This is a genomic window from Embleya sp. NPDC050493, from assembly GCF_044458105.1.
Classification (GTDB): Bacteria; Actinomycetota; Actinomycetes; order Streptomycetales; family Streptomycetaceae; genus Embleya.
This window is the reverse complement of record NZ_JBITHP010000005.1, coordinates 181,196-201,470: the sequence shown is the minus strand read 5'-3', so window position 1 is coordinate 201,470 and position 20,275 is coordinate 181,196. Positions and strand designations below refer to the sequence as shown.

General features: G+C 70.8%; 18 protein-coding genes and 1 riboswitch. Of the genes, 4 read left to right on the top strand and 14 right to left on the bottom strand.

Annotation, left to right across the window (positions count from 1 at the left end; genetic code table 11):
• Positions 1 to 294: 294 nt before the first annotated feature.
• Positions 295 to 1,485 (top strand): amidohydrolase family protein, encoded by a 1,191-nt coding sequence (locus tag ACIBM5_RS12965; protein WP_396006906.1) that lies wholly within the window; start codon positions 295 to 297, stop codon positions 1,483 to 1,485.
• A 24-nt stretch (positions 1,486 to 1,509) separates the two neighbouring features.
• On the opposite strand, the gene ACIBM5_RS12960 is transcribed toward ACIBM5_RS12965, so the two are convergent.
• The 14 genes from ACIBM5_RS12960 to ACIBM5_RS12895 form a co-directional block, all read right to left on the bottom strand.
• On the bottom strand, positions 1,510 to 2,697 hold the full coding sequence (locus tag ACIBM5_RS12960; RefSeq protein WP_396006905.1) for a DUF2330 domain-containing protein: 1,188 nt from the start codon (positions 2,695 to 2,697) through the stop codon (positions 1,510 to 1,512).
• Between the two features lie 413 nt (positions 2,698 to 3,110).
• A complete protein-coding gene (locus ACIBM5_RS12955) occupies positions 3,111 to 3,443 on the bottom strand; it encodes a hypothetical protein (RefSeq protein ID WP_396006904.1) in 333 nt (110 codons plus the stop codon).
• Between the two features lie 279 nt (positions 3,444 to 3,722).
• Positions 3,723 to 4,835: a tRNA 2-thiouridine(34) synthase MnmA gene (gene mnmA / locus ACIBM5_RS12950; RefSeq protein WP_396006903.1), complete on the bottom strand. Its 1,113-nt coding sequence runs from the start codon at positions 4,833 to 4,835 to the stop codon at positions 3,723 to 3,725.
• 201 nt (positions 4,836 to 5,036) lie between these two features.
• Positions 5,037 to 6,224, bottom strand: a complete 1,188-nt coding sequence (locus ACIBM5_RS12945; protein WP_391581314.1) for a cysteine desulfurase family protein — start codon at positions 6,222 to 6,224, stop codon at positions 5,037 to 5,039.
• A gap of 13 nt (positions 6,225 to 6,237) precedes the next feature.
• Positions 6,238 to 6,480: a hypothetical protein gene (locus ACIBM5_RS12940; RefSeq protein ID WP_396006902.1), complete on the bottom strand. Its 243-nt coding sequence runs from the start codon at positions 6,478 to 6,480 to the stop codon at positions 6,238 to 6,240.
• A gap of 118 nt (positions 6,481 to 6,598) precedes the next feature.
• Positions 6,599 to 7,273: a trimeric intracellular cation channel family protein gene (locus ACIBM5_RS12935; protein ID WP_391581312.1), complete on the bottom strand. Its 675-nt coding sequence runs from the start codon at positions 7,271 to 7,273 to the stop codon at positions 6,599 to 6,601.
• 36 nt (positions 7,274 to 7,309) lie between these two features.
• Complete coding sequence (locus ACIBM5_RS12930) at positions 7,310 to 8,656, bottom strand: ABC transporter ATP-binding protein (protein ID WP_396006901.1); 1,347 nt, start codon at positions 8,654 to 8,656, stop codon at positions 7,310 to 7,312.
• A gap of 143 nt (positions 8,657 to 8,799) precedes the next feature.
• Positions 8,800 to 9,900, bottom strand: coding sequence for an ABC transporter ATP-binding protein (locus ACIBM5_RS12925; protein ID WP_396006900.1), 1,101 nt, complete (start codon positions 9,898 to 9,900; stop codon positions 8,800 to 8,802).
• Positions 9,900 to 10,907, bottom strand: a complete 1,008-nt coding sequence (locus ACIBM5_RS12920) for an ABC transporter permease (RefSeq protein WP_396006899.1) — start codon at positions 10,905 to 10,907, stop codon at positions 9,900 to 9,902. Before ACIBM5_RS12920 ends, ACIBM5_RS12925 begins: the two co-directional genes overlap by 1 nt.
• 102 nt (positions 10,908 to 11,009) lie before the next feature.
• On the bottom strand, positions 11,010 to 12,779 hold the full coding sequence (locus ACIBM5_RS12915; RefSeq protein WP_396006898.1) for an ABC transporter substrate-binding protein: 1,770 nt from the start codon (positions 12,777 to 12,779) through the stop codon (positions 11,010 to 11,012).
• Between the two features lie 37 nt (positions 12,780 to 12,816).
• Positions 12,817 to 13,812: an ABC transporter permease gene (locus tag ACIBM5_RS12910; protein WP_396006897.1), complete on the bottom strand. Its 996-nt coding sequence runs from the start codon at positions 13,810 to 13,812 to the stop codon at positions 12,817 to 12,819.
• 309 nt (positions 13,813 to 14,121) lie between these two features.
• Positions 14,122 to 14,850: an enhanced serine sensitivity protein SseB C-terminal domain-containing protein gene (locus tag ACIBM5_RS12905; protein ID WP_391581306.1), complete on the bottom strand. Its 729-nt coding sequence runs from the start codon at positions 14,848 to 14,850 to the stop codon at positions 14,122 to 14,124.
• 213 nt (positions 14,851 to 15,063) lie between these two features.
• Positions 15,064 to 15,780 (bottom strand): enhanced serine sensitivity protein SseB, encoded by a 717-nt coding sequence (locus tag ACIBM5_RS12900; protein ID WP_396006896.1) that lies wholly within the window; start codon positions 15,778 to 15,780, stop codon positions 15,064 to 15,066.
• 29 nt (positions 15,781 to 15,809) lie between these two features.
• A complete protein-coding gene (locus tag ACIBM5_RS12895; protein ID WP_396006894.1) occupies positions 15,810 to 16,541 on the bottom strand; it encodes an AAA family ATPase in 732 nt (243 codons plus the stop codon).
• A gap of 215 nt (positions 16,542 to 16,756) precedes the next feature.
• Positions 16,757 to 16,850, top strand: a riboswitch (glycine riboswitch).
• 375 nt (positions 16,851 to 17,225) lie between these two features.
• Between ACIBM5_RS12895 and gcvT the strand changes: the two genes are divergently transcribed.
• The 3 genes from gcvT to glyA all read left to right on the top strand — a co-directional run bounded on the left by gcvT (position 17,226) and on the right by glyA (position 20,131).
• Entirely contained in the window at positions 17,226 to 18,326 is a 1,101-nt protein-coding gene (gene gcvT / locus ACIBM5_RS12890) for a glycine cleavage system aminomethyltransferase GcvT (RefSeq protein WP_396006893.1), read from the top strand.
• A 129-nt stretch (positions 18,327 to 18,455) separates the two neighbouring features.
• Positions 18,456 to 18,830 carry a glycine cleavage system protein GcvH gene (gene gcvH, locus ACIBM5_RS12885; RefSeq protein ID WP_391581302.1) on the top strand — a complete coding sequence of 125 codons (375 nt, stop codon included), beginning with the start codon at positions 18,456 to 18,458 and terminating at the stop codon, positions 18,828 to 18,830.
• The gene (gene glyA, locus ACIBM5_RS12880; RefSeq protein ID WP_396006892.1) at positions 18,827 to 20,131 is read left to right on the top strand and encodes a serine hydroxymethyltransferase; all 1,305 of its coding nucleotides are present in this window, start codon (positions 18,827 to 18,829) and stop codon (positions 20,129 to 20,131) included. The genes gcvH and glyA overlap by 4 nt, the downstream gene beginning before the upstream one ends.
• The last annotated feature ends 144 nt before the right edge of the window (positions 20,132 to 20,275 follow it).

The window sequence follows — 20,275 nt, the reverse complement described above, 5'->3', positions numbered from 1 at the left end:
CTCCGAGGGTTGCGACGTGTTGTTCCGACCTCATCGGTCGTACCGGTGCGGGACGCCTTCACGGCTGCCGAGCACCGCTCGCCGGGAGCCGTCTCGGCTCCGCACGCGGTCGCGTGAAGATTAGGGGACCGGCGAAGTTCGGACAACGAATGGCTCGAATCGTCCGTCCCGGAAAGTCCACCCGCGCAATATGGACTCTTTCCCGATTCCGTCCCCGATCCGTAATCGCCGGATTCCGGGATTCTCCGGATTATGGTGCTGTACGAGGGACGAACCCGAGGAATGGGGAGAGACATGTTGGTGATCCGAGCGGCACGCGCCTTCGACGGCGAACGGGCGCTCCCCGGGCCGGTGTCCGTCTTCGTGGCGGACGGGCGAATCGTCGGGCTGGAGTCGGGCGAGGCCCTCGTTCCGGACGGCTGGAACCTGGTCGAACACCCCACGGCGACCGTCCTGCCGGGCCTGTTCGACCTGCACAGCCACCTCGGCGGCGACAGTCGCGACGGCGCGCTCGACCGGCTGCCCGAGTACTCCCCCGAGCAACTCGACGCGGTGATCGACGACTCGTTACGTCGCGAACTGGCCGTCGGGGTAACCGTGGTCCGCGATCTCGGCGACCGTGACTGGTCGGTGTTGCACCGGCGCGATCGGGCGGCCGACGGACTGCCCGCGCCGACGATCCTGGCCGCCGGGCCGCCGATCACCAGTGCCAAGGGGCACTGTTGGCGATTCGGCAGCGAGGCCGTCGGGCCAGATCGACTGCGTGCGGCCGTTCGGGAGCGGGCCGAGCGCGGCGTGAACGTGGTCAAGGTGATGGGCACCGGCGGCACGATGACCCCGGGCACCGACCTGATGCGCTGTCAGTTCACCCTGCCGGAACTGCGCCTGATCGTGGACGAGGCGCACGCCGCCGGACTGCCGGTCACCGTGCACGCACACAACCTGCCCGCGGTCGAACAGGCCCTCGCCGCAGGCGCCGACGGCATCGAACACTGCACCTGCCTGACCGACCGGGGCGTGCGGATCTCCGACGACCTGCTGCACCGGCTCGCGGCGCGGCAGGTCGCCGTGTGTCCCACGCTCGGTACCGACCCGGACGCGCTCCCGCCGCCGTCGGTACGGGAGTTGCTGGAGCGCCTCGGACTGACCCGGGAGGTCCGGCTCGCCCTGGTGGCCCGCGCACACCGGGCCGGGGTCCGCATCGTCTCCGGAGCCGACTCGGGGATCAGCGCCGCCAAGCCGCACGGGAGCCTGCCGGCCGCCGTCGCCGACCTGGTCGCGGGCGGCATCCCGGCAGCCGAGGCGCTCGCGTCGGCCACCTCCCTCGCCGCCGACACCGTCGGCCTCGGCGGGCGCAAGGGCCGCCTCCGCGCCGGCCACGACGCCGACCTCCTGCTGTGCGCCGGCGACCCCCTCGACCGCATCGAGGCGCTCACCGCCGTCACGGCGGTCATGGTCGCCGGCACGTGGGCGGACCTCGCTTGAGCCCTCGGCGCCGTGGACGGTGGATCAGCTCGGCGCGTACGTCGGGCGCGGCGGGACCGGGCCGGGTGCGGTCGGCGGCCTGCGGGTGATGCGGCGGCGCCACAGCAGGCCGGCCGCGAGCAGCACGACGAGCGCGCCGAGTACCGACAGCAGCCAGGCCGGGATCCCGGCGACGGTCAGCAACTCGTCGCGGTAGGTGGCCCGTTGATAGCCGTTGTCGCGTGCGGCCGGGCGCAGTTCGTGGTCGTCGACGATGTCGGCCGGAATCGGGAAGTTCTGGTCGAACGCGGTCAGGAAGGCCGGCTTGCCGTCGATCGGTGCCAACCGGTCCGCGATACCGGGCGACTGCCCGGCGCCCGCCGATCGTGCGGCGTCCGGCTTGCCCGCGTACAGCACGTTCGGGGTCGCGCCGCCGATGTCCGAGCGCGGCTGCATGCGGTGTGCGGCGACCACGTACAGCCGCAAGTGCTGCGGCACCTTGGCCAGTCGGGACAGGCGCATGGGATAGACCAGGCGATCCGAGGCGAAGCTCAGGTGCAACGGATCCAGGCTGCCGCGCAGCGTGGCCGGCCGGACGCCGCCGCCGGCGGGCGCCTCGGGCGCGAGCCGGATCGCCACGTACTCCCAGTGCTGCCGCACGTACGGCTCCAGCGCGGTCGCGAGCGCGGGAGGCAGGTGGAAGCCGTTCTGCGTGAGCCAACTCCCCAGCGCCTGCGGGTCGTCGGACGCGAGGCGTGCGACGTCGAACGGGCCCAACCGCTCGCGTCCGACCACCTCGACCCCACCGGCACCCGGCGCCGCACCGGCGCGAGGAGACCTGTCCCCGCCGCCCGAATCGTCGGAGAGGGGCCAGTCACCCGCCCTCGGCCAGAAGTAGTGCCGAACCCGCTCGACGGGGGCCACCACCCGCTCCAACTCACCGAACAGCGCGCTGTTCCCGAGCGTCACGCTCGCCCGCGACGGCACCGGCATGATCCACGCCGCCGATTCCGCGTCCCCGGACACGGTCAGCTGCATGTCGATCTCCTCGACGCGCCCGTCCCAGCGCACCACCGAGGTCTCCCGGCCCACCGTCAGCGTCCGCCCGCCGGCCGGCACCGCCGCCCCACACCCGCAAGCCCATGCGGGCTGCGCCACCATCAGCACCTGGATCGACACCACCGCCAACACCAACCGCAGCACCCGATCCCACCAGGCCCCCCGTACACCCATCACGCACCATCCCCATAGCCCCACAGCGAACACCCCTGCGACGCACCCCACCCCGACCCGGTTCCCCCACCCGAACCACCCGCCCTCGCAACGGGTCACGCCCGGGTGCGGACAAGGTGCAACTCGCGCCGAGGCGAGGCGGGGACGGGGGCGTGGATTCGCGGGAGCGCGGACGCGGAAGCACGGACCGGGACCGTGGGCGGGTATTCGACAACCTTCGGACGATCACGATCAACTTTCGTTGCTGCCGCACCCGTGTCGGGGGCCGGCATCGTCAGGGCTACCCAGACAGCCCGCACGGCGTCGAAGGCGGTGCGGGCACGTCGTGCGGGCACCCATCGGCCCCCGGGTACACCCCCGGCCCGGGGGCCGATTCCCGGGATCGGCAAGGGCAATGGCCCCGCCACCCGTCCTCACCCGCCGCCGCAGACCCGCTCCCGCGTCGCCGCATCGACGGCTGCGGGCAGGGCACCCTCGCCTACCTTCGGACTCGCCAACGTGCCCGGCGCGGGCGGCTTCTCGTCCAGGCGGAGATACACTTCCCGGCCCCACGGCCGATCCCCGGCGCGGACATCGAAGGCCCCCCACACCTCGTACGTACGCACCGCCTCTCGTCCCTTCACGAACACGAAGGTGACCGGTTCGTCGTCGCTGCTACGAGGCAGCCGTACGGACTCGCCGTACCGTCGCGCCATGGTGTCCTCCGCGGCGCCCAGATAGACGGCGTCCCAGGCGAAGTCCGTCACATCGCGCAGCCTCAGCACCCCGTCCCGACAGAGGTCAACCGGGCGCGTCGAAGGGTCGGTTCGGCCCGCAATCCCTCGGCCTGCCATGTGGCCGAAGTCTGTTCCACTACTCGACCAAGGGTCTCATTGGCGCGACCGGCGCCCATGCAGTTGAGAAGGAGGTTGCCGGCTCCGGTGCGCACGGACATCGGGTCACCGGGGATGAGAGCGCGCGTCGGCGCCCCGAAGTAACGGGGCCACAACCTGTCGCGCTCGCCCCGCCCCGGCCGCGACCTCGCCCTACGCCGTGCCGTCGATCGTCGCCGAGCCGATGACGCGCGTTCCGTCGTACAGGACCACGGCCTGCCCTCGGGCGATGCCTCGGATCGGCTCGGCCAGTCGCACGCGGACCTCGGTGCCGACCGCCTCCGCGATCGCCGGGGTTTCCTCGCCGTGGGCTCGGACCTGGGCCGTGCAGGCCACCTCGCCGACCGGGGCCGGGCCGCACCACCTCGGCCGGATGCCGACCAGGCGGTCCACATCCAGCGCCTCGACCGGGCCGACCGTGACGGTGTTGCTCACCGGCGAGATGTCCAGCACGTACCGCGGCTTGCCGTCCGCCGCCGGGTGGCCGATTCGCAGGCCCTTGCGCTGGCCGATCGTGTACGCGTACGCGCCGTCGTGCTCGCCGAGCTTGGTGCCCGTCGCATCCACGATGTCGCCGCGCTCGGTGCCCAGGTGCTTGGCCAGGAAGCCCTGGGTGTCGCCGTCGGCGATGAAGCAGATGTCGTGGCTGTCCGGCTTCTGCGCGACCGCGAGGTCCCGCCGCTCGGCCTCCAGTCGCACGTCGCCTTTGGTGTCGCCGCCGAGCGGGAACATCGCGTGCGCGAGCTGGTCGGTGTCGAGTACGCCCAGCACGTACGACTGGTCCTTGCTCATGTCGACCGAGCGGTGCAGCTCACGCGAGCCGTCCGGATGCTCGACGATCTGCGCGTAGTGCCCGGTGCACACCGCGTCGAAGCCGAGCCCGAGCGCCTTGTCGAGCAGCGCCGCGAACTTGATCTTCTCGTTGCAGCGCAGGCACGGGTTCGGCGTGCGCCCGGCCTTGTACTCGGCCACGAAGTCGTCCATGACGTCCTCGCGGAAGCGCTCGGCCATGTCCCATACGTAGAACGGGATGCCGATCACGTCCGCGGCCCGCCGCGCGTCCCGGGAATCCTCGATCGTGCAACAGCCCCGGGCGCCCTCGCGCAGCGTCGCGGGTTTCGCCGAGAGCGCGAGGTGGACACCGACCACGTCGTGTCCGGCCTCGACCGCTCGCGCGGCGGCAACGGCGGAGTCGACCCCGCCGGACATGGCGGCGAGCACCCGGAGGCGGCGGCCGTTGGCAGGAGGAAGCGTGTGATCAGACATAGCGCCTCAAGAGTACGTGGTCACCCCGCCGACCCCCGAGGGGATTACCCGAGCGAAGCCGACCCCCGAGCGAATCACCCGAACCCGAGCCCGAGCCGCCCCCGACCGACGTCCAGCCCCGACCGACGCCCAGCCCCGACCGACGCCCTGCCCCGACCGATGTCCACCCCCGACCGATACCGGCCCCACCCGAAGCCGGTCCTACCGGCGCGCCGCCACCGACCCGGCGGATCGGGCGCGGGTGACCACCGGCAGGATCGCCTCGGCCAGTTCGGTGACCTCGGCCTCGGTGGTGGTGTGTCCCAGGCTGAATCGCAGCGAACCGCGGGCCCGGGCGCTGTCCGCGCCCATCGCGAGCAGTACATGGCTCGGCTGGGCGACGCCCGCCGAGCAGGCCGAACCGGTCGAGCACTCGATGCCGCGCGCGTCGAGCAGCAGCAACAACGAGTCGCCCTCGCAGCCCGGGAAGGAGAAGTGCGCGTTGCCCGGCAACCGGTATGCCGGGTCCAGCCGCCGATCGCCGTTGAGCTGCGCGTCCGGCACCGCCGCCACGATCCGCCGCACCAGCTCGTCTCGCAGGGCGCCCACCCGTCGCGCGTACTGGGCCTGTTCGCGGACCGACTCCTCGGCCGCCACGGCAAGCGCCGCGATCGACGCGGTGTCCAGCGTGCCCGAGCGCACGTCGCGCTCCTGGCCGCCGCCGTGCAGCACCGGCACCGGCGTGATGCCGCGGCCGAGCACGAGCGCGCCGCAGTTGCCCGGCCCGCCCAGCTTGTGTCCGGTGACGGTCATCGCGTCCAGACCGGTCGCCGCGAAGTCCACCGGGACCTGGCCGACCGCCTGGACCGCGTCGGAGTGGAACGGGATGCCGAACTCGTGCGCGATCTCGACCAGCTCGGCGATCGGCTCGACCGTGCCGACCTCGTTGTTGGCCCACATCACCGACACCAGGGCCACCGACGCCGGATCGCGTTCGATCGCCGCCCGCAGGGTGTCCGGTTGCACCCGCCCGTCGGCGTCCACGTCCAGCCACTCGACCTCCGCGCCCTCGGCCGACTCCAGCCACAGCACGGGGTCGAGCACGGCGTGGTGCTCCACCGGACTGACGAGTATCCGTCGCCGCGCCGGGTCCGCCGCGACGCGCGACCAGTAGATCCCCTTGACCGCGAGGTTGTCGGCTTCGGTGCCGCCCGCGGTGAAGACGATCTCGCTCGGTCGCGCGCCCAGCGCATGGGCCAGCGACTCGCGGGACTCCTCCACCGTGCGGCGCGCGCGTCGCCCGGACGCGTGCAGCGAGGACGGATTCCCGAGTCGGGCAAGCTGTACGGTCATCGCCCGGATTGCCGAAAGGCGCATCGGGGTGGTCGCCGCGTGATCGAAGTAGGCCATCGCACTGCGCAGCTTAGTCGGGTACCCGCCGGCGCCGACGCGGGCGGCCGTACACCCGTCCGTATCGCGGCCCTCCGGGCAGGAATCGGCCGAGCCACAGGCGCCAGGACGGCAGCATCGCGGTCGTGTACGCGACGAGTCGCCGGCGCAGGCGCGCGTCCTTCGGATCTGGTTGTCTCGGCCGGTGGTCGTAGGTCAACGGCTGCTGGATCTCCCACACATCCTGGTGCAACGTCCGCCGGGGCGAATTGGGCACGGTCCACCCTTATGAGTGGAGGCGTTGCGCCTGCCGGTCGAGCGGCGCACCCCGGGGTCGCGGGCCCGGCGAGAACGCCCGAACCGGGGCGGCACGAGCGGTTGCGGGCCGCCGCCGGCTACTGCTCCTCGGCGCTGGTGCCCGAATTACGGCGCCACGCGCGCGGCGCCCGCCACCCGCGCCGGAGCGCGAGCACGCGAAGCAGGAACGCGAAGGTCACCGCCGCCGTCGCGGTGACCGGCCCGAACAGGTCGAACTCGATCAGCGCGGCGGTGATGCCGGCGCCGAGCAGGGCCGGGAAGGTGTAGATCTCCCGGTCCCAGCGCAGCAGCGTGGGCACTTCGCGGGCCAGCACGTCGCGCATCGCGCCGCCGCCGACGGCGGTGGTCACCCCGAGCGCGGCGGCCGGGATCGGATTCAGGCCGTACGCGTACGCCTTCGCGGTGCCGGTCACGCAGAACAGGCCGAGCCCGGCGGCGTCCAGTACGTCGATCGCGGACATGATGCGTTCGACCTGGGGGTGCAGGAAGAAGACCAGGCCGGCGGCGAGCAGCGGAGTGGTGAAGTAACCGAGGTCGGTGAAGGCCGCCGGTGGCACCGACCCGATGATCACATCGCGCATCACCCCGCCGCCGAGGGCGGTGACCTCGGCGAGCAGGGTGATCCCGATCACGTCGAAGTTCTTCCGCACCGCCATCAGCGCGCCGGCCGCCGCGAACACGAAGATGCCGATCAGGTCCAGGACCTGCTGGAGCGTGTGGTGGAAGATCTCGGGCGGCACCTCGGGCGACATAACGGATGTTCTACACCGCCGGGTACGGTCCGTTACTCATGGGGCCGGTGTGGGCGGTGTGTCCTCCCCGTCGGGCTTCGCGTCGGGCTTCCCGTCGGCCTTGGCCTCGGCTTTTCCGACGGCCTCCGGTGCCGGCTCCGACGCGGCTGCCGCAGCCTGGGGGTCCGCGTCCGGCGAAGCCGCGTCCGGCGCCGGTGTGTGCGCCACGGGGGCATCCGTCGTGGGCGCGGCCACGTCCGGCGCATCCCCGGCGGCCCCATCCGTCACAGTGGCATCCTTCGTGGCCATCTCGCCCGGCGGCGCCGCCCTCGGCTTCACCAACTCCACCACCTCACCCGCACCATCCCCCGCCGGCACGTTCTCCGGGAAGTGGCAGGCCACCTGATGCCGGCCGGCGACCTCGGCCAGCGGCGGCTCCCGGGTCTTGCAGATGTCCTGCACCTTCCAGCACCGGGTGTGGAACCGGCAGGCCGGCGGCGGGTCCATCGGGCTGGGCACGTCGCCCTTGAGCAGGATGCGCTCGCGGGTCTCGCGCCGGGCCGGGTCCGGGACCGGGACGGCGGACATCAGGGCGACCGTGTACGGGTGCTTGGGCGAGGTGTAGAGGTCCTCGCGGTCCGCGATCTCGACGATCTTGCCGAGGTACATCACCGCGACCCGGTCGCTGGTGTGCCGAACCACGGACAGGTCGTGCGCGATGATCAGGTAGGTCAGCCCGAACTCGCTCTGCAGGTCGTCCAGCAGGTTGACCACCTGCGCCTGGATCGACACGTCCAGCGCGGACACCGGTTCGTCGGCGACCACCAGCTTGGGCCGCAGTGCCAGCGCGCGGGCGATGCCGATGCGCTGCCGCTGGCCGCCGGAGAATTCGTGCGGGTAGCGGTTGTAGTGCTCGGGGCTGAGCCCGACCAGTTCCAACAGCTCCTGGACGGCCTTCTTGATGCCGCCCTCGGGGGTGACCTTCTGCAGCCGAAACGGCAGCCCGACGATGGTGCCGACGGTGTGCCGCGGGTTCAGCGAGGACTGCGGGTCCTGGAAGATCATCTGGAAGTCGCGCCGCAACGGCCGCAGTTGCCCGCGGGAGAGTCCGGTGATGTCACGCCCGCCGAACTCGATGGTGCCCTCGGTGGGCTCCAACAGCCGCATCACCATCCGCCCGGTGGTCGACTTGCCACAGCCCGACTCGCCCACCAGACCGAGCGTCTCGCCCTCGCGAATGTCGAAGTCCAGCCCGTCCACGGCCTTGACCGCGCCGGCCCGGCGCCGGGTCACCCCGGACCGGATCGGGAAGTGTTTGCGCAGCCCGCGCACGCGCACCAGCACGTCCCGCTCCCGCGCGTTCGGGGAATCGGCGGCCGCCTCGGCGGCCTGCGCAGCTTTCACGTCGTCTCCCGCTCGGGCGCCCTCGGTCACTTCAGCGTTCCCGTTCCCTTTGTTTCCGGCCCTACGACCGGCCGGACCACCGGCCGCGCGGCCGTCCGTGTGCCCGGCCCCGTGCCCGTCCGCTTTCACGTTCGCCGTCTCGCTCACAGGCGCGGCCTGATGTCCTCGGTCCAGATCCGCTCCCGCTCCTGGATGTCCAGGTGGCATGCGGTCCGGTGGCCCGGCTCGATCTCGAGCAGCCGGGGGACCTCGGTCCTCTCGCGCCCGTCGTTGCGGTCCGCGTACGGGCAGCGGGTACGGAACGCGCAACCCGAGGGCAGCGAGATCAGGCTCGGCGGGCTGCCCTTGATCGGCATCAGCCGTTCCTGGCGCTCCCGGTCGAGCCGGGTCAGCGAGCCCAACAGGCCCCAGGTGTACGGGTGTCGGGGCTGCTCGAACAGGGTCCGCGAGGGGCCGTGCTCGACCGCGCGGCCGGCGTACATCACCAGCACGTCGTCGGCGAGTTCGGCGACCACGCCCAGGTCGTGCGTGATCATCATCACCGCGGAGTTGAACTCCCGTTGCAGGTCCCGGATCAGGTCCAGGATCTGGGCCTGCACGGTGACGTCCAGCGCGGTCGTCGGCTCGTCCGCGATCAACAGTTCCGGGTCGCAGCTGAGCGCCATCGCGATCATCGCGCGCTGGCGCATGCCGCCGGAGAACTGGTGCGGGTAGTCGTCCACGCGCCGGTCCGGACGCGGGATGCCGACTCGGCCCAGCAGGTCGATCGCATGCGTGCGGGCCTGCTTGCCGGAGACCTCGTTGTGCACCTGGTAGGCCTCGATGATCTGGTGGCCCACCGTGTAGTACGGGTGCATCGAGGACATCGGGTCCTGGAAGATCATCGCCATCCGGCGGCCGCGCATCAGCCGCACCTGCTCGGGGGTCGAGCGCACCAACTCCCGGCCGTCCAGCCAGATCTCGCCCCCGATCCGGGCACCGGTGTTGCCGTGCAGACCCATGATCGCCAGCGAGGTGACGCTCTTGCCGGAGCCGGATTCGCCGACGATGCCCAGGGTACGACCGCGTTGGAGTGCGAAGTCCACCCCGTCGACACTGCGTACCAGGCCGTCGTCGGTGGGGAAGTGCACGGTCAGGCCGCGCACTTCGAGGAAGTTTTCGGCGACCGGCGGCGGGCCGGCCGGGGCGAGCTTGGGTGTCTCGGCCGCGGTGTCCCGCTTGCGGCGCGGTAGCAGTCGGGGCATCAGGTCCTCACCCGGGGATCGACGACCGCGTAGAGCAGGTCCACGACGAGGTTGGCCAGGATCACGAAGATGGCGGCGATCATCGTCACGCCGAGCACTTCGGGCAGATCCTGTTGCGTGATCGCCTCGACGGCGAACTTGCCGATGCCGTCGAGCGAATAGACCTGTTCGGTCAGGATCGCGCCGCCCAGCAGCAGCCCGACGTCCATGCCGAAGATGGTCAGGATCGGCGTGAGCGCCGCGCGCAGCCCGTGTTTGACGATGACGTCCCGCTCCCGCAGACCCTTGGCCCGCGCGGTGCGGATGTAGTCCTCGCCCATCGTCTCGAGCATGCCGGCGCGGGTGAGTCGGGCGTACAACGCCGCGTACAGGAACGCCAGGGTCAGCCAGGGCAGCACCAGGTTCCAGGCCCAGCTGCCGGGATTGTCGAAGAACGGCACGTAGTGCACGCCCTTGAAGATCGGCCATTGATAACTGAACAACGCCAGTGCCACCAGGCCGGTGAAGAACGGTGGCAAAGACACACCCGCGAGCGCGAAGCCCATCGAGAAGCGGTCCCACAGGCTGCCGCGTTTGAGCGCCGAGATCACCCCGATCGAGACGCCCGCGATCAGCCAGATCACCGCGGCGCCCGCGGCCAGCGACAACGTGACCGGGATCCGGTCCTGGAGCCGCGGCCACACCTCCAGGTTGTTGCGGAAGGAGAAGCCCAGGCACGGCGGCGCGCAGTGCACCTTGCGTACGCCGGTGTCGTAGTCCTTGCCGGCGATCATGCCCTTGACGAACTTGCCGTACTGCTCGGGCACCGACTTGTCCAGCCCGAGGCTGTGCTTGACCTGCGAAATCGCCTCTGGGCTGGGCGATTTGCCGACGTACCGCGCGGCGAGTTGGTCGCTTGTGGCGCCTCCCAGACGCGGAATGAGGAAGAAGATGGCGAAGACCGCCATGGTGACGATCAACAGGAGCACCACCGCTCCCGCCAGTCGCCTGAGCAGATAGAAAATCATGAGCCGGCGACCCGGTCCGGTGCGGGGAGCGGGATCACCACTCCCCGCACCGGAACTGACGGGCCTTCACCTCTCCTTCGGGCTACTGACCTCGTCGCAGGCTTACTGGATACCGATGTTGAGGTAGTCGTACATCCCGGAGTACGCGGGAGTGACGACCAGGTTGGTCACGTTCGGCGGGCGGTAGAGCAGCGACTTGGTCCACGCGAACGGAACCATCACCGCCGACTCCATGACCTTCTGGTCCAACTGCTGCCAGATGGCCGCGCTCGCGTTCTGGTCGATCGTGCGGGTGGCCTGGTCGATCAGACCGTTGACCGCGGGGTCGTTCAGCTCGGACAGGTTCGTGCCACCGGCGGGCTTGATCGCCCGGCCGTCCACGATCTGCTGGAAGAAGCCGAACTGGGTCGGGAAGTCGGGGCCCCACTGCATGAACATGATGCCGACCTTGTTGTCCGCCACCCACTTGGGCACACCGGCGAACTGGGTGAAGTAGTCACCCGAGGGGTACTGGCGGATCTCGATCTTGATGCCGACCTTGGCGAGCGCGTTCTGCACCGACGTGGCGCCCGCGACCTCCTTGGGCCGGTTGCTGCGCGCGGTGAGCACGGTGCTGAAGCCGTCCGGCTTGCCGCACTGCTTGAGCTCGTCCTTGGCCTTGGCCACGTCACCCGTGTGCTTTTCGCCGTTCGGGTACATGTCGGCGACCTTGGAACCGGCCAGCGTCGGCGGCATCAGGTTCGTCGCGATGTCGGCGCCGACCTCACCGCCGACCGCGCGCTGCATCTGCGCCTTGTTCACCGCGTACTGCACGGCGCGCCGGCAGTGCACGTTGTCGAACGGCGGGGTCTTCGAGCTGATCGCGAGGTACGCCAGCGCACCGGAGACCGCGTCGTCCGAGTTCGCGGCCAGCTTCTCGTCGGTCAGGATCTTGTTCTGGGCGGCGGCCTGGACACCGGTGCCGACCACGTCGAGCTGCGCCGTGCCGGCGAAGAGCCGGTTGTCGACGTCGTTCGCGTCCTGCTTCTCCAGGAGTTCGATCCGGTCCGGCAGCGCCTTGCGCAGCGGGTCGGTGTTCGGGTCCCAGTGCGGGTTGCGGATCAGGTTGACCGCCTTGCCGGGCTCGTACTGGCCGTCGACCATGTACGCGCCGGTGGCGAGGGGGTGCTTGACGTACTCCTTGCCGGTGTCCTTGGCGGGCGGGACCGGCGCGGTCTGCGGGAGCGCGGCGAGATAGTTGAAGTCCGCGAACGGCTCCTTCATCTTGAAGATGATGGTGTAGTCGTCCGGCGTCTCGATCGCGTTCAGGCCCAGCTTGTCCGGCGCGCTGTCCTTGTACGGGCCCTTGTAGGTGCCGTCCGGGTCCAGGTACTGGCTGAAGTACGCCGGGCCGTTGGGCAGGATCTCCTTGTCGAAGGTCCGCTCGACCGCGTACTTGACGTCCGCGGCCTTGACCTCGGTCCCGTCCTCGTACTTGACGCCCTTGCGCAGGTGGTACGTCCAGGTCTTGCCGCCGTCGTCGGTCTTGCCCACTTCGGTGGCCAGGTCCGGCGCGAACTCGTAGCTCGCGTTGCCCGGGGCGGGCTTGAAGGTCAGCAGCGGACGGGCCATCAGCCGGGAGAAGTTCCAGGCCGAGGCGTAGTACATGTCGCCCGGGTCGAGCGAGTCGAACTTGTCCGAGCTGACCAGCTTGAGCGTCCCGCCCTTCTTGGGCGACTGGTTGACGACCTCGGTGACGGCCTTGTTGCTCGGCGAGTACTTCTTCTTCGAGCTGCCGCCGCCACCGCCACACGCGGTTGCGGCCAGCGCGGTGACCGCAACGATGCCGATCAGCGCTTGGGCCCTGCGCCTGCGAGTTACCGGGTGTTTCATCGCTGGTCGTGCCTCCTCGTGGGGACTTGCGGAATATTCAGCGGCTGCGTGGGTCGAGGGCGTCTCGAAGCCCGTCGCCGAGCAGGTTGAACGCGAGCACGGTGATGAAGATCGTGACTCCGGGGACGACCATGAACATCGGTGCGTCCTCGTACCGGGGGACGGCGCGCGCGAGCATGCCGCCCCACGAGGCGGTGGGTTCCTGGACGCCGACGCCGAGGAAGGAAAGGGCGGCCTCGAACAGGATGTTGGTCGGGATCAACAGTGTGGAATACACCAGGATCGGACCGACCAGGTTCGGCAGCAGTTCCTTGAAGATGATGTGCCGGTCGGTGGCCCCGAGGCTGCGGGCCGCCTCGACGAACTCCCGCTCGCGCAGCGACAACGTCTGGCCGCGCACGATGCGGGCGATGTAGGGCCAGCTGAAGAAGCCGATCACGAAGATCAGCACGGTGACCCGGAGCGTGTCGCCCTTCAGGCCGAACGCCTCGCCCTGGAGGCTGCTGCCGATCGCGATCGCGAACAGGAGCAGCGGGAAGGCCAGGAAGACGTCCATCGCGCGACTGATCAGCGCGTCGACCCAGCCGCCGAAGTAGCCCGCCACGGTGCCCAGTACGACGCCGATGACCACCGACAGGAGCGTGGCGAGAAACGCCACGAGCATCGAGATGCGGGCGCCGTAGACGATGCGCGAGAAGATGTCCCGGCCGTTGACCGGCTCCAGACCCAGCGGATGGTCCCAACTGGCGCCGCCGAAGCTGCCGTTGGGGATGTTCAACACCGGGTCGAGCAGATCGTCGTGGTACTCGGCGGGGTCGCCTCCGACGAAGGAGGTGATCACCGGTGCGAAGATCGCCACGAGTACCATGAAGATGATCACCACGCCACCGGCCATCGCGACCTTGTCGCGACGGAATCGGGCCCACGCGATCTGGCCGAGGGAACGACCCTCGATGCGTACGCCGGAGGATTCGGCGATCGCTTCGGGGTGCGCCTCTCGGGCCACACCGGTGGTCTCGATCGGTGCCGTCATGGATCGACCCTCCCCGCTCACGGATGCGACGGCGGCTCGGGATCGCCGATCCCGTCGCCATACCCGGCATTGCGATCCCGATGATCTTCGGGATCTGTCGTCCGGGTGAGACTCCTCCGTGACGGGGGTCACCAACAGGGGTCGAGGAATACCTTTACTGAACCGTGATTACGGCGACACGATTCACCGGTTGATCCGCGTAGATCGGTCACGAAATCACAACAAGGCAGCGGTTGATGACGTGACGTCAGTTTATTGGGGGCATCAGTGCCTGTTGCCCCGCTCCCGCCACTGTGTGCCGATCTTCGTTCACTGCGAGTTGCGGGCGGCCTCGTCGAGCATGTCGATGCCGATGAACGGCCGGGTGTGCTCACGCATCCACGCGGCGACCGGGTCGAACGGGTCGTCCAGGGCGACCGAGGACAACGTCAGGCCGGCCGGCGCGGCGGCCGAGGCGCGTGCCATCGCGTCCCGCATCCGTTGCATCGTGGCGGGCTGATTGTCCGTCAGGCGCAGGCCGATGACGAGGCGTTCGGGTCCGACGGTGGGTCGCACCCAGGCCCGGTGCGCGGCTCGCACCACCTGGGTCTGGAACAGTTGGCCGCCGAGCAGGGCGTAGAACGCCGGGTCCCACAACGTCGGTTCGCCCACTTCCAGGGGGCCGGCCATCAACCGGTCCAGGCCGCCGACGATCCGCCGGAGGTCGAGGTAGGGAACACCGACGCCGCCGCCCTGGGCGTGCGGATTCAGCCACAGGCCCCAGTGGTCGGTGTACAAGGAGGAGGCGATCTCGGTGACCGGACAGACCTCGAAGGAGCGATCCCAGCCACTGAGACGCAGCTGTTCCTCGGACGTGAACGCCGGGGCGTAGCGCCATCCGGCCACGTCCATGTTCCCGTACTGCGCGTCCGGGCTGCCCGGTTGCCCCTGCCACAGCAGCATCCACACGTGAGCGCCCGTGAGCGCTTCGAGCAACCGCTCGTAGGCGTCGTAACGCCCGGGTGCCACCTGGCTCAATGCCTGCTCGACCTGGTTCACGACGTCCTCCCCGAACCCGAACCGATGTCCCGATGTCCCGATGTTGCGATGTCCCGCCGAACCCGCCGACCGCCGTCCCGCCGGATCACTGTCCCGCCGTCCCGCCGTCCCGATGAAGTCGTTGCGACGAATGCCGCAGTGCGAACGCCCCGCACCGGAGCGCGCCGGCGCGCATCGCGCGCGTGGGCGCACGGATGTGCCGGGCCCGCGGGCTCAGCGCTGGTCGGCCCGCAGGTAGAACGGCTCGGCCCGTTCCAGCATCCAGTCCCCCACAGGATCCTGCGCAACGTCCAACAGCACCACGTTCACCGGCCACGGACATGCGGCCCGGCCGAGCGCGCGCTCCAGGGCGCCGACCGCGGCCAGCCGGTCCTCCTCCTGCCAGCGGTCCAGTTCGACACCGATGAACAGGCACGGCGGGTCGGACTCGATCGCACCCAGGCCGCGACGCGCACTCAGCACCACCGGCACGTGGGTGAACTCGGCGGCGGCCGCGATCAGGAACTCCATCGGCTCCTCGTCCGGCTCGTACAGCCGCACCCGCGCGCCGCGCACGCCCGCCCCGGGCAGCCGGGCCAGTTCCAGCACCCCCGGCGGCGGGATCGGGATGCCCACCTCGCCGCCCGGGTTGACCGCGATGCCCACGTGCGGCGGCAGTCCGCGGGCGAACTCGCGCATCGGCGCGACCGTGCACGCCATCGGGCCGGCGACCCGCCGGAACTCCTCCTCCGAGGAGAACACCGGCACGTACGGCCGGCCGTCGATCTCGGTGGTCGGCAGCGTCAGTTCACTGTCCGTCGGGTCGCCGCCCTCGGGCAGCGGCACCCACACGTCCGACTCGGCCAGGGCCTCGAAGAGAGCCTCGGCCCGGGACGGGTCGCGCATCGCCGCGACGAGCGCGCTCTCCACGGGATTGGCCGGAAACGGCATGGTGGTGCTCCTCTGGTGTCCGCCGCAGTTTACGACTCGGTCGACCGCCGCCGTCGGGGCTGTCCGGGTACGGGGTCTGCGAAAACGATCCGGCTGAGCGTCCGGGCGGCCGGCCGGTCGAGCAGTACGCACGAGGTGAAGCCGCCGGGCGCGGATGCCAGGGTGGGGCCCGCATCCAGCCACGGCGTCAGTCGGGCGAGCAGTTCGCGCCACTCGCGGTGATGCCGGGCGAACACCGGCGTGGACACTCCGCGACCGCGTGCGCGTTGGCCGGCCAGGGCCTGATGGGCGCTCACGTCCAACAACAGTGCGTGCGCCGAACTGCCGCGCCGCCGGGCGGCGAACACCAGCACCCGGCGCAGGATCGGGTTGCGGCCGCTGTCGTGCACGACCACCGCGCCGGGGCCGCGCAGTGCCCGGGCCACCTCGCCGTAGTGCGAGAGCCGCACCAGCGGCCGATAGGCCCGGTACGGGATGCGCCCGGCGCGCACCGCCCAGCGCGCCCGGACCAGGTCCGCGTCCAGCACGGCCACGGTCGGCCCGGGGGTGACCACGCGCGCGAGCAGCGTGCTCTTGCCGGCCCCGGGCAGGCCGGTCACCACGAGCACGCACGAGGCCGGATAGGCCAGCACCTCCACCACCCGGTCGCCGATCCGCTCCCCCGTGCGATCGCGCTCCTCCCGGAGGTCGTGCACGGACCGGGGCATCAACACGCCGCTCGTCGCGGCGCCGGTATGCGCCCCCGCCGAGTCCGTCTCCACGAGCCCTCCCCTTGTCCCGAACCGTCCTGCCTTGCGCATGGTGTCGCACCCGCGCACCCTCGCGCGCGAGCGCGTGTCGGCCGCCCCTCGAAACCGGCAACCCTCGAAGTCGGCGACTTCCGGAGTCGGCAGTCCTCGGACTCGGCGGGGTCCCGGCCCCGGTGGGGGATTGACGACACGCGCTAGCATGCCGGGCACAACCTCATATCGGCCGTCGACCCCACGCGGAAGAGTCCTCGCCCACGAGCGGGGCGCCGAAGGAGCAACTCCTCCCCGGAATCTCTCAGGCACCGATACCGCATGGGTCAGGCACTTCTGGAAAGCAACTGCACCGCTGGTGCGGTTCACCCACGGTGCAAATCGCCGTTCCGCGCGCGGATGCGCCCGGAAGCGATGAAGCTCTCAGGTTCCGATGACAGAAGGGGAGGGCACCCCACTTTTCGATCGACTCCGATCGAAAAGGGCTGAGAGCCATGGCAGGGAGCCCCCTTTGTTGTCGTACTCGCCGTTGTCGCACCGGCCGCACCGCCCGTCGTCTTTCGCCGCACTCCGCACCGGCACCCGCTCCTCGTCCGTGCGTCGTGCCCCGTGCGCGCCGACCGAGCGCGCGGCCGAACGCCCTGCCCCCGACCGGCCCGCGCCCCTCGGGTGTTCCCGCCGGCGCCCCCTCGAAGGAGCCTTCGCATGACCACCGACCGCCGGACCCCGCTCGACGCCGTGCACGACGCGCTCGGGGCCACGATGACCGACTTCGCCGGTTGGCGGATGCCGCTCCGGTACGGGAGCGAGCGCGACGAGCACGCCGCGGTGCGCACCACCGCCGGCCTGTTCGACCTCACCCACATGGGCGAAATCGAGGTCACCGGCCCGGACGCCGCCCGCGCGCTCGACCACGCCCTGGTCGGCTTCGTCTCGAAGATCGGGATCGACCGCGCCCGGTACACGATGATCTGCACCGAAGAGGGCGGCATCGTCGACGACCTGATCGTCTACCGGCTGGGCGACGAGCACTTCGTGGTGGTGGCCAACGCCTCCAACGCGGACGTGGTCGCGGGCAGCCTGAAGCACCGCTCGCAGAACTTCGACGCCGTGGTGCGCGACGCGTCCGAGGAGTACACGCTGCTCGCCGTGCAGGGCCCCGCGTCGACCGGGATCGTCGGTTCGCTCACCGACGCCGACCTGCCCGCACTCAAGTACTACGCGATCCTGCGCACCGAGGTCGCCGGCATTCCGGTACTGCTCGCGCGCACCGGCTACACCGGCGAGGACGGCTTCGAGCTGTTCGCCTCGCCCGACGACGCGGTCGCGCTGTGGGAGGCGCTGCTCGCGGCCGGCAAGCCGCACGGCCTGGTGCCCGCCGGGCTCTCCTGCCGCGACACGCTGCGCCTGGAGGCGGGCATGCCGCTGTACGGGCACGAACTGACCCGGGACACCACGCCGTACGAGGCCAACCTGGGTCGGGTGGTCCGGCTGGACAAGCCCGAGGACTTCGTCGGACGCGAGGCACTGGCCGCGGCGCAGGACGACGTGCGCCGGACCCTGGTCGGGCTCACCTCGCCGGGCAAGCGGGTCCCGCGTGCGGGGTACCCCGTGGTGGACGCGGAGACCGGCGAGCGGGTCGGCGAGGTCACCTCCGGCGCGCCCTCGCCGACACTGGGCGTGCCGATCGCGATGGCGTACGTGGCCAAGGAGCGGGCCGAACCGGGCACCCGGCTGGCCGTGGACATCCGCGGCAAGGCGGAGCCGGTCGAGGTCGTCGCGCTGCCGTTCTACAAGCGGGCCTGACCGAGGCGGCCGGCGGCCCGACCCGAGTTCCGCGGGCGCGGCCGGCTCGGGCCCTCCGGGCCCGCGGTACAAACCATCACAAACCCACCTGAGGGACAGACCCCCCTCGATCGAATGGAGAATGGACCCGTGCACGCACCCCAGCACCTGCGCTACAGCAAGGAACACGAGTGGCTCGACGAGGCGGCCTCCCCCGCCCTCGTCGGCATCACCCAACACGCGGCCGACGCGCTCGGCGACGTGGTGTTCGTCCAGCTCCCCGAGGTCGGCCAGACGGTCGTCGCCGGCGAGCCGTGCGGCGAGTTGGAGTCCACCAAGTCGGTCAGCGACATGTACGCGCCCGTCTCCGGCGAGATCGTCGAGATCAACGACGCGGTCGCCGAGGACCCCGCCCTGGTGAACTCCGACCCCTTCGGGACGGGCTGGCTGTTCAAGGTGCGCATCGACGGCGAGGCCGAGGGCCTGCTGTCGGCCGACGAGTACGCCGCGTTCTGCGGCGAATGATCGAGATCGACCCGATCGAGGAGCTGACAACCGTGACGATCCTGGACCGTCCGCTGAGCGAGGTGGACCCGCAGGTCGCCGCCGCCGTCACCGACGAGCTGCACCGCCAGCAGAACACCCTGGAGATGATCGCCTCCGAGAACTTCGCCCCCGTGGCGGTGTTGGAGGCACAGGGTTCCGTCCTGACCAACAAGTACGCCGAGGGCTACCCCGGCCGGCGCTACTACGGCGGCTGCGAGCACGTCGACGTCGTCGAACAGCTCGCCATCGACCGGGTCAAGGAGCTCTTCGGCGCCGAGGCCGCCAACGTGCAGCCGCACTCGGGCGCGTCCGCGAACGCCGCCGCGATGGTCGCGCTGCTCTCGCCCGGCGACACGATCCTCGGCCTGGACCTGGCCCACGGCGGCCACCTCACCCACGGCATGAAGATCAACTTCTCCGGCAAGCTCTACAACGTGGTCGCCTACCACGTCGACGAGAAGACCCACCGGGTCGACATGGAGGAGGTCGAGCGCCTGGCCAAGGAACACCGACCGAAGCTGATCATCGCCGGCTGGTCGGCCTACCCGAGGCAGCTCGACTTCGCCGGGTTCCGCCGGATCGCCGACGAGATCGGCGCGTACCTGATGGTGGACATGGCGCACTTCGCGGGCTTGGTCGCCGCGGGTCTGCACCCCAGTCCCGTGCCGTACGCGGACGTGGTCACCACCACGACGCACAAGACCCTGGGCGGCCCGCGCGGCGGCGTCATCCTGTCCAAGGCGGAGTACGCCAAGAAGATCAACTCGGCGGTCTTCCCGGGCCAGCAGGGTGGTCCCCTGGAGCACGTGATCGCGGGCAAGGCGGTGGCCTTCAAGATCGCCGCCTCCGACGACTTCAAGGATCGCCAGCGGCGCACCCTGGAGGGCTCGGTCATCCTCGCCGAGCGGCTCACCCGCAAGGACGTCACCGACGCGGGCATCACCGTGCTCACCGGCGGCACCGACGTGCACCTGGTCCTGGTCGACCTGCGCGACTCGGAACTCAACGGTCAGCAGGGCGAGGACCGCCTGCACGAGATCGGCATCACGGTCAACCGCAACGCGGTCCCGTTCGACCCGCGCCCGGCCATGGTCACCTCCGGCCTGCGGATCGGCACGCCGGCCCTGGCCACCCGCGGCTTCGACGCGGCCGACTTCGAGGAGGTCGCCGACATCATCGCCGAGGCCCTCCTCCCCGGCTTCGACGACACCCGCAAGGCGGCCCTGGCCACCCGCGTCACGGCCCTGGCGAAGAAGCACCCGCTGTACCCGAACCTCTGATCCCACCTCGCGGATCCACGTTCACCAGGACGGGCGCGGGGGGGGGGGGGGGGGGTGGGCCCCCCCCCCCCCCCCCCCCCCGGCGCGGGCCCCCCCCCCCCCCCCGCGGGCCCCCCCGCGGGGGGGGGGGGCGGGGTGAGGGGA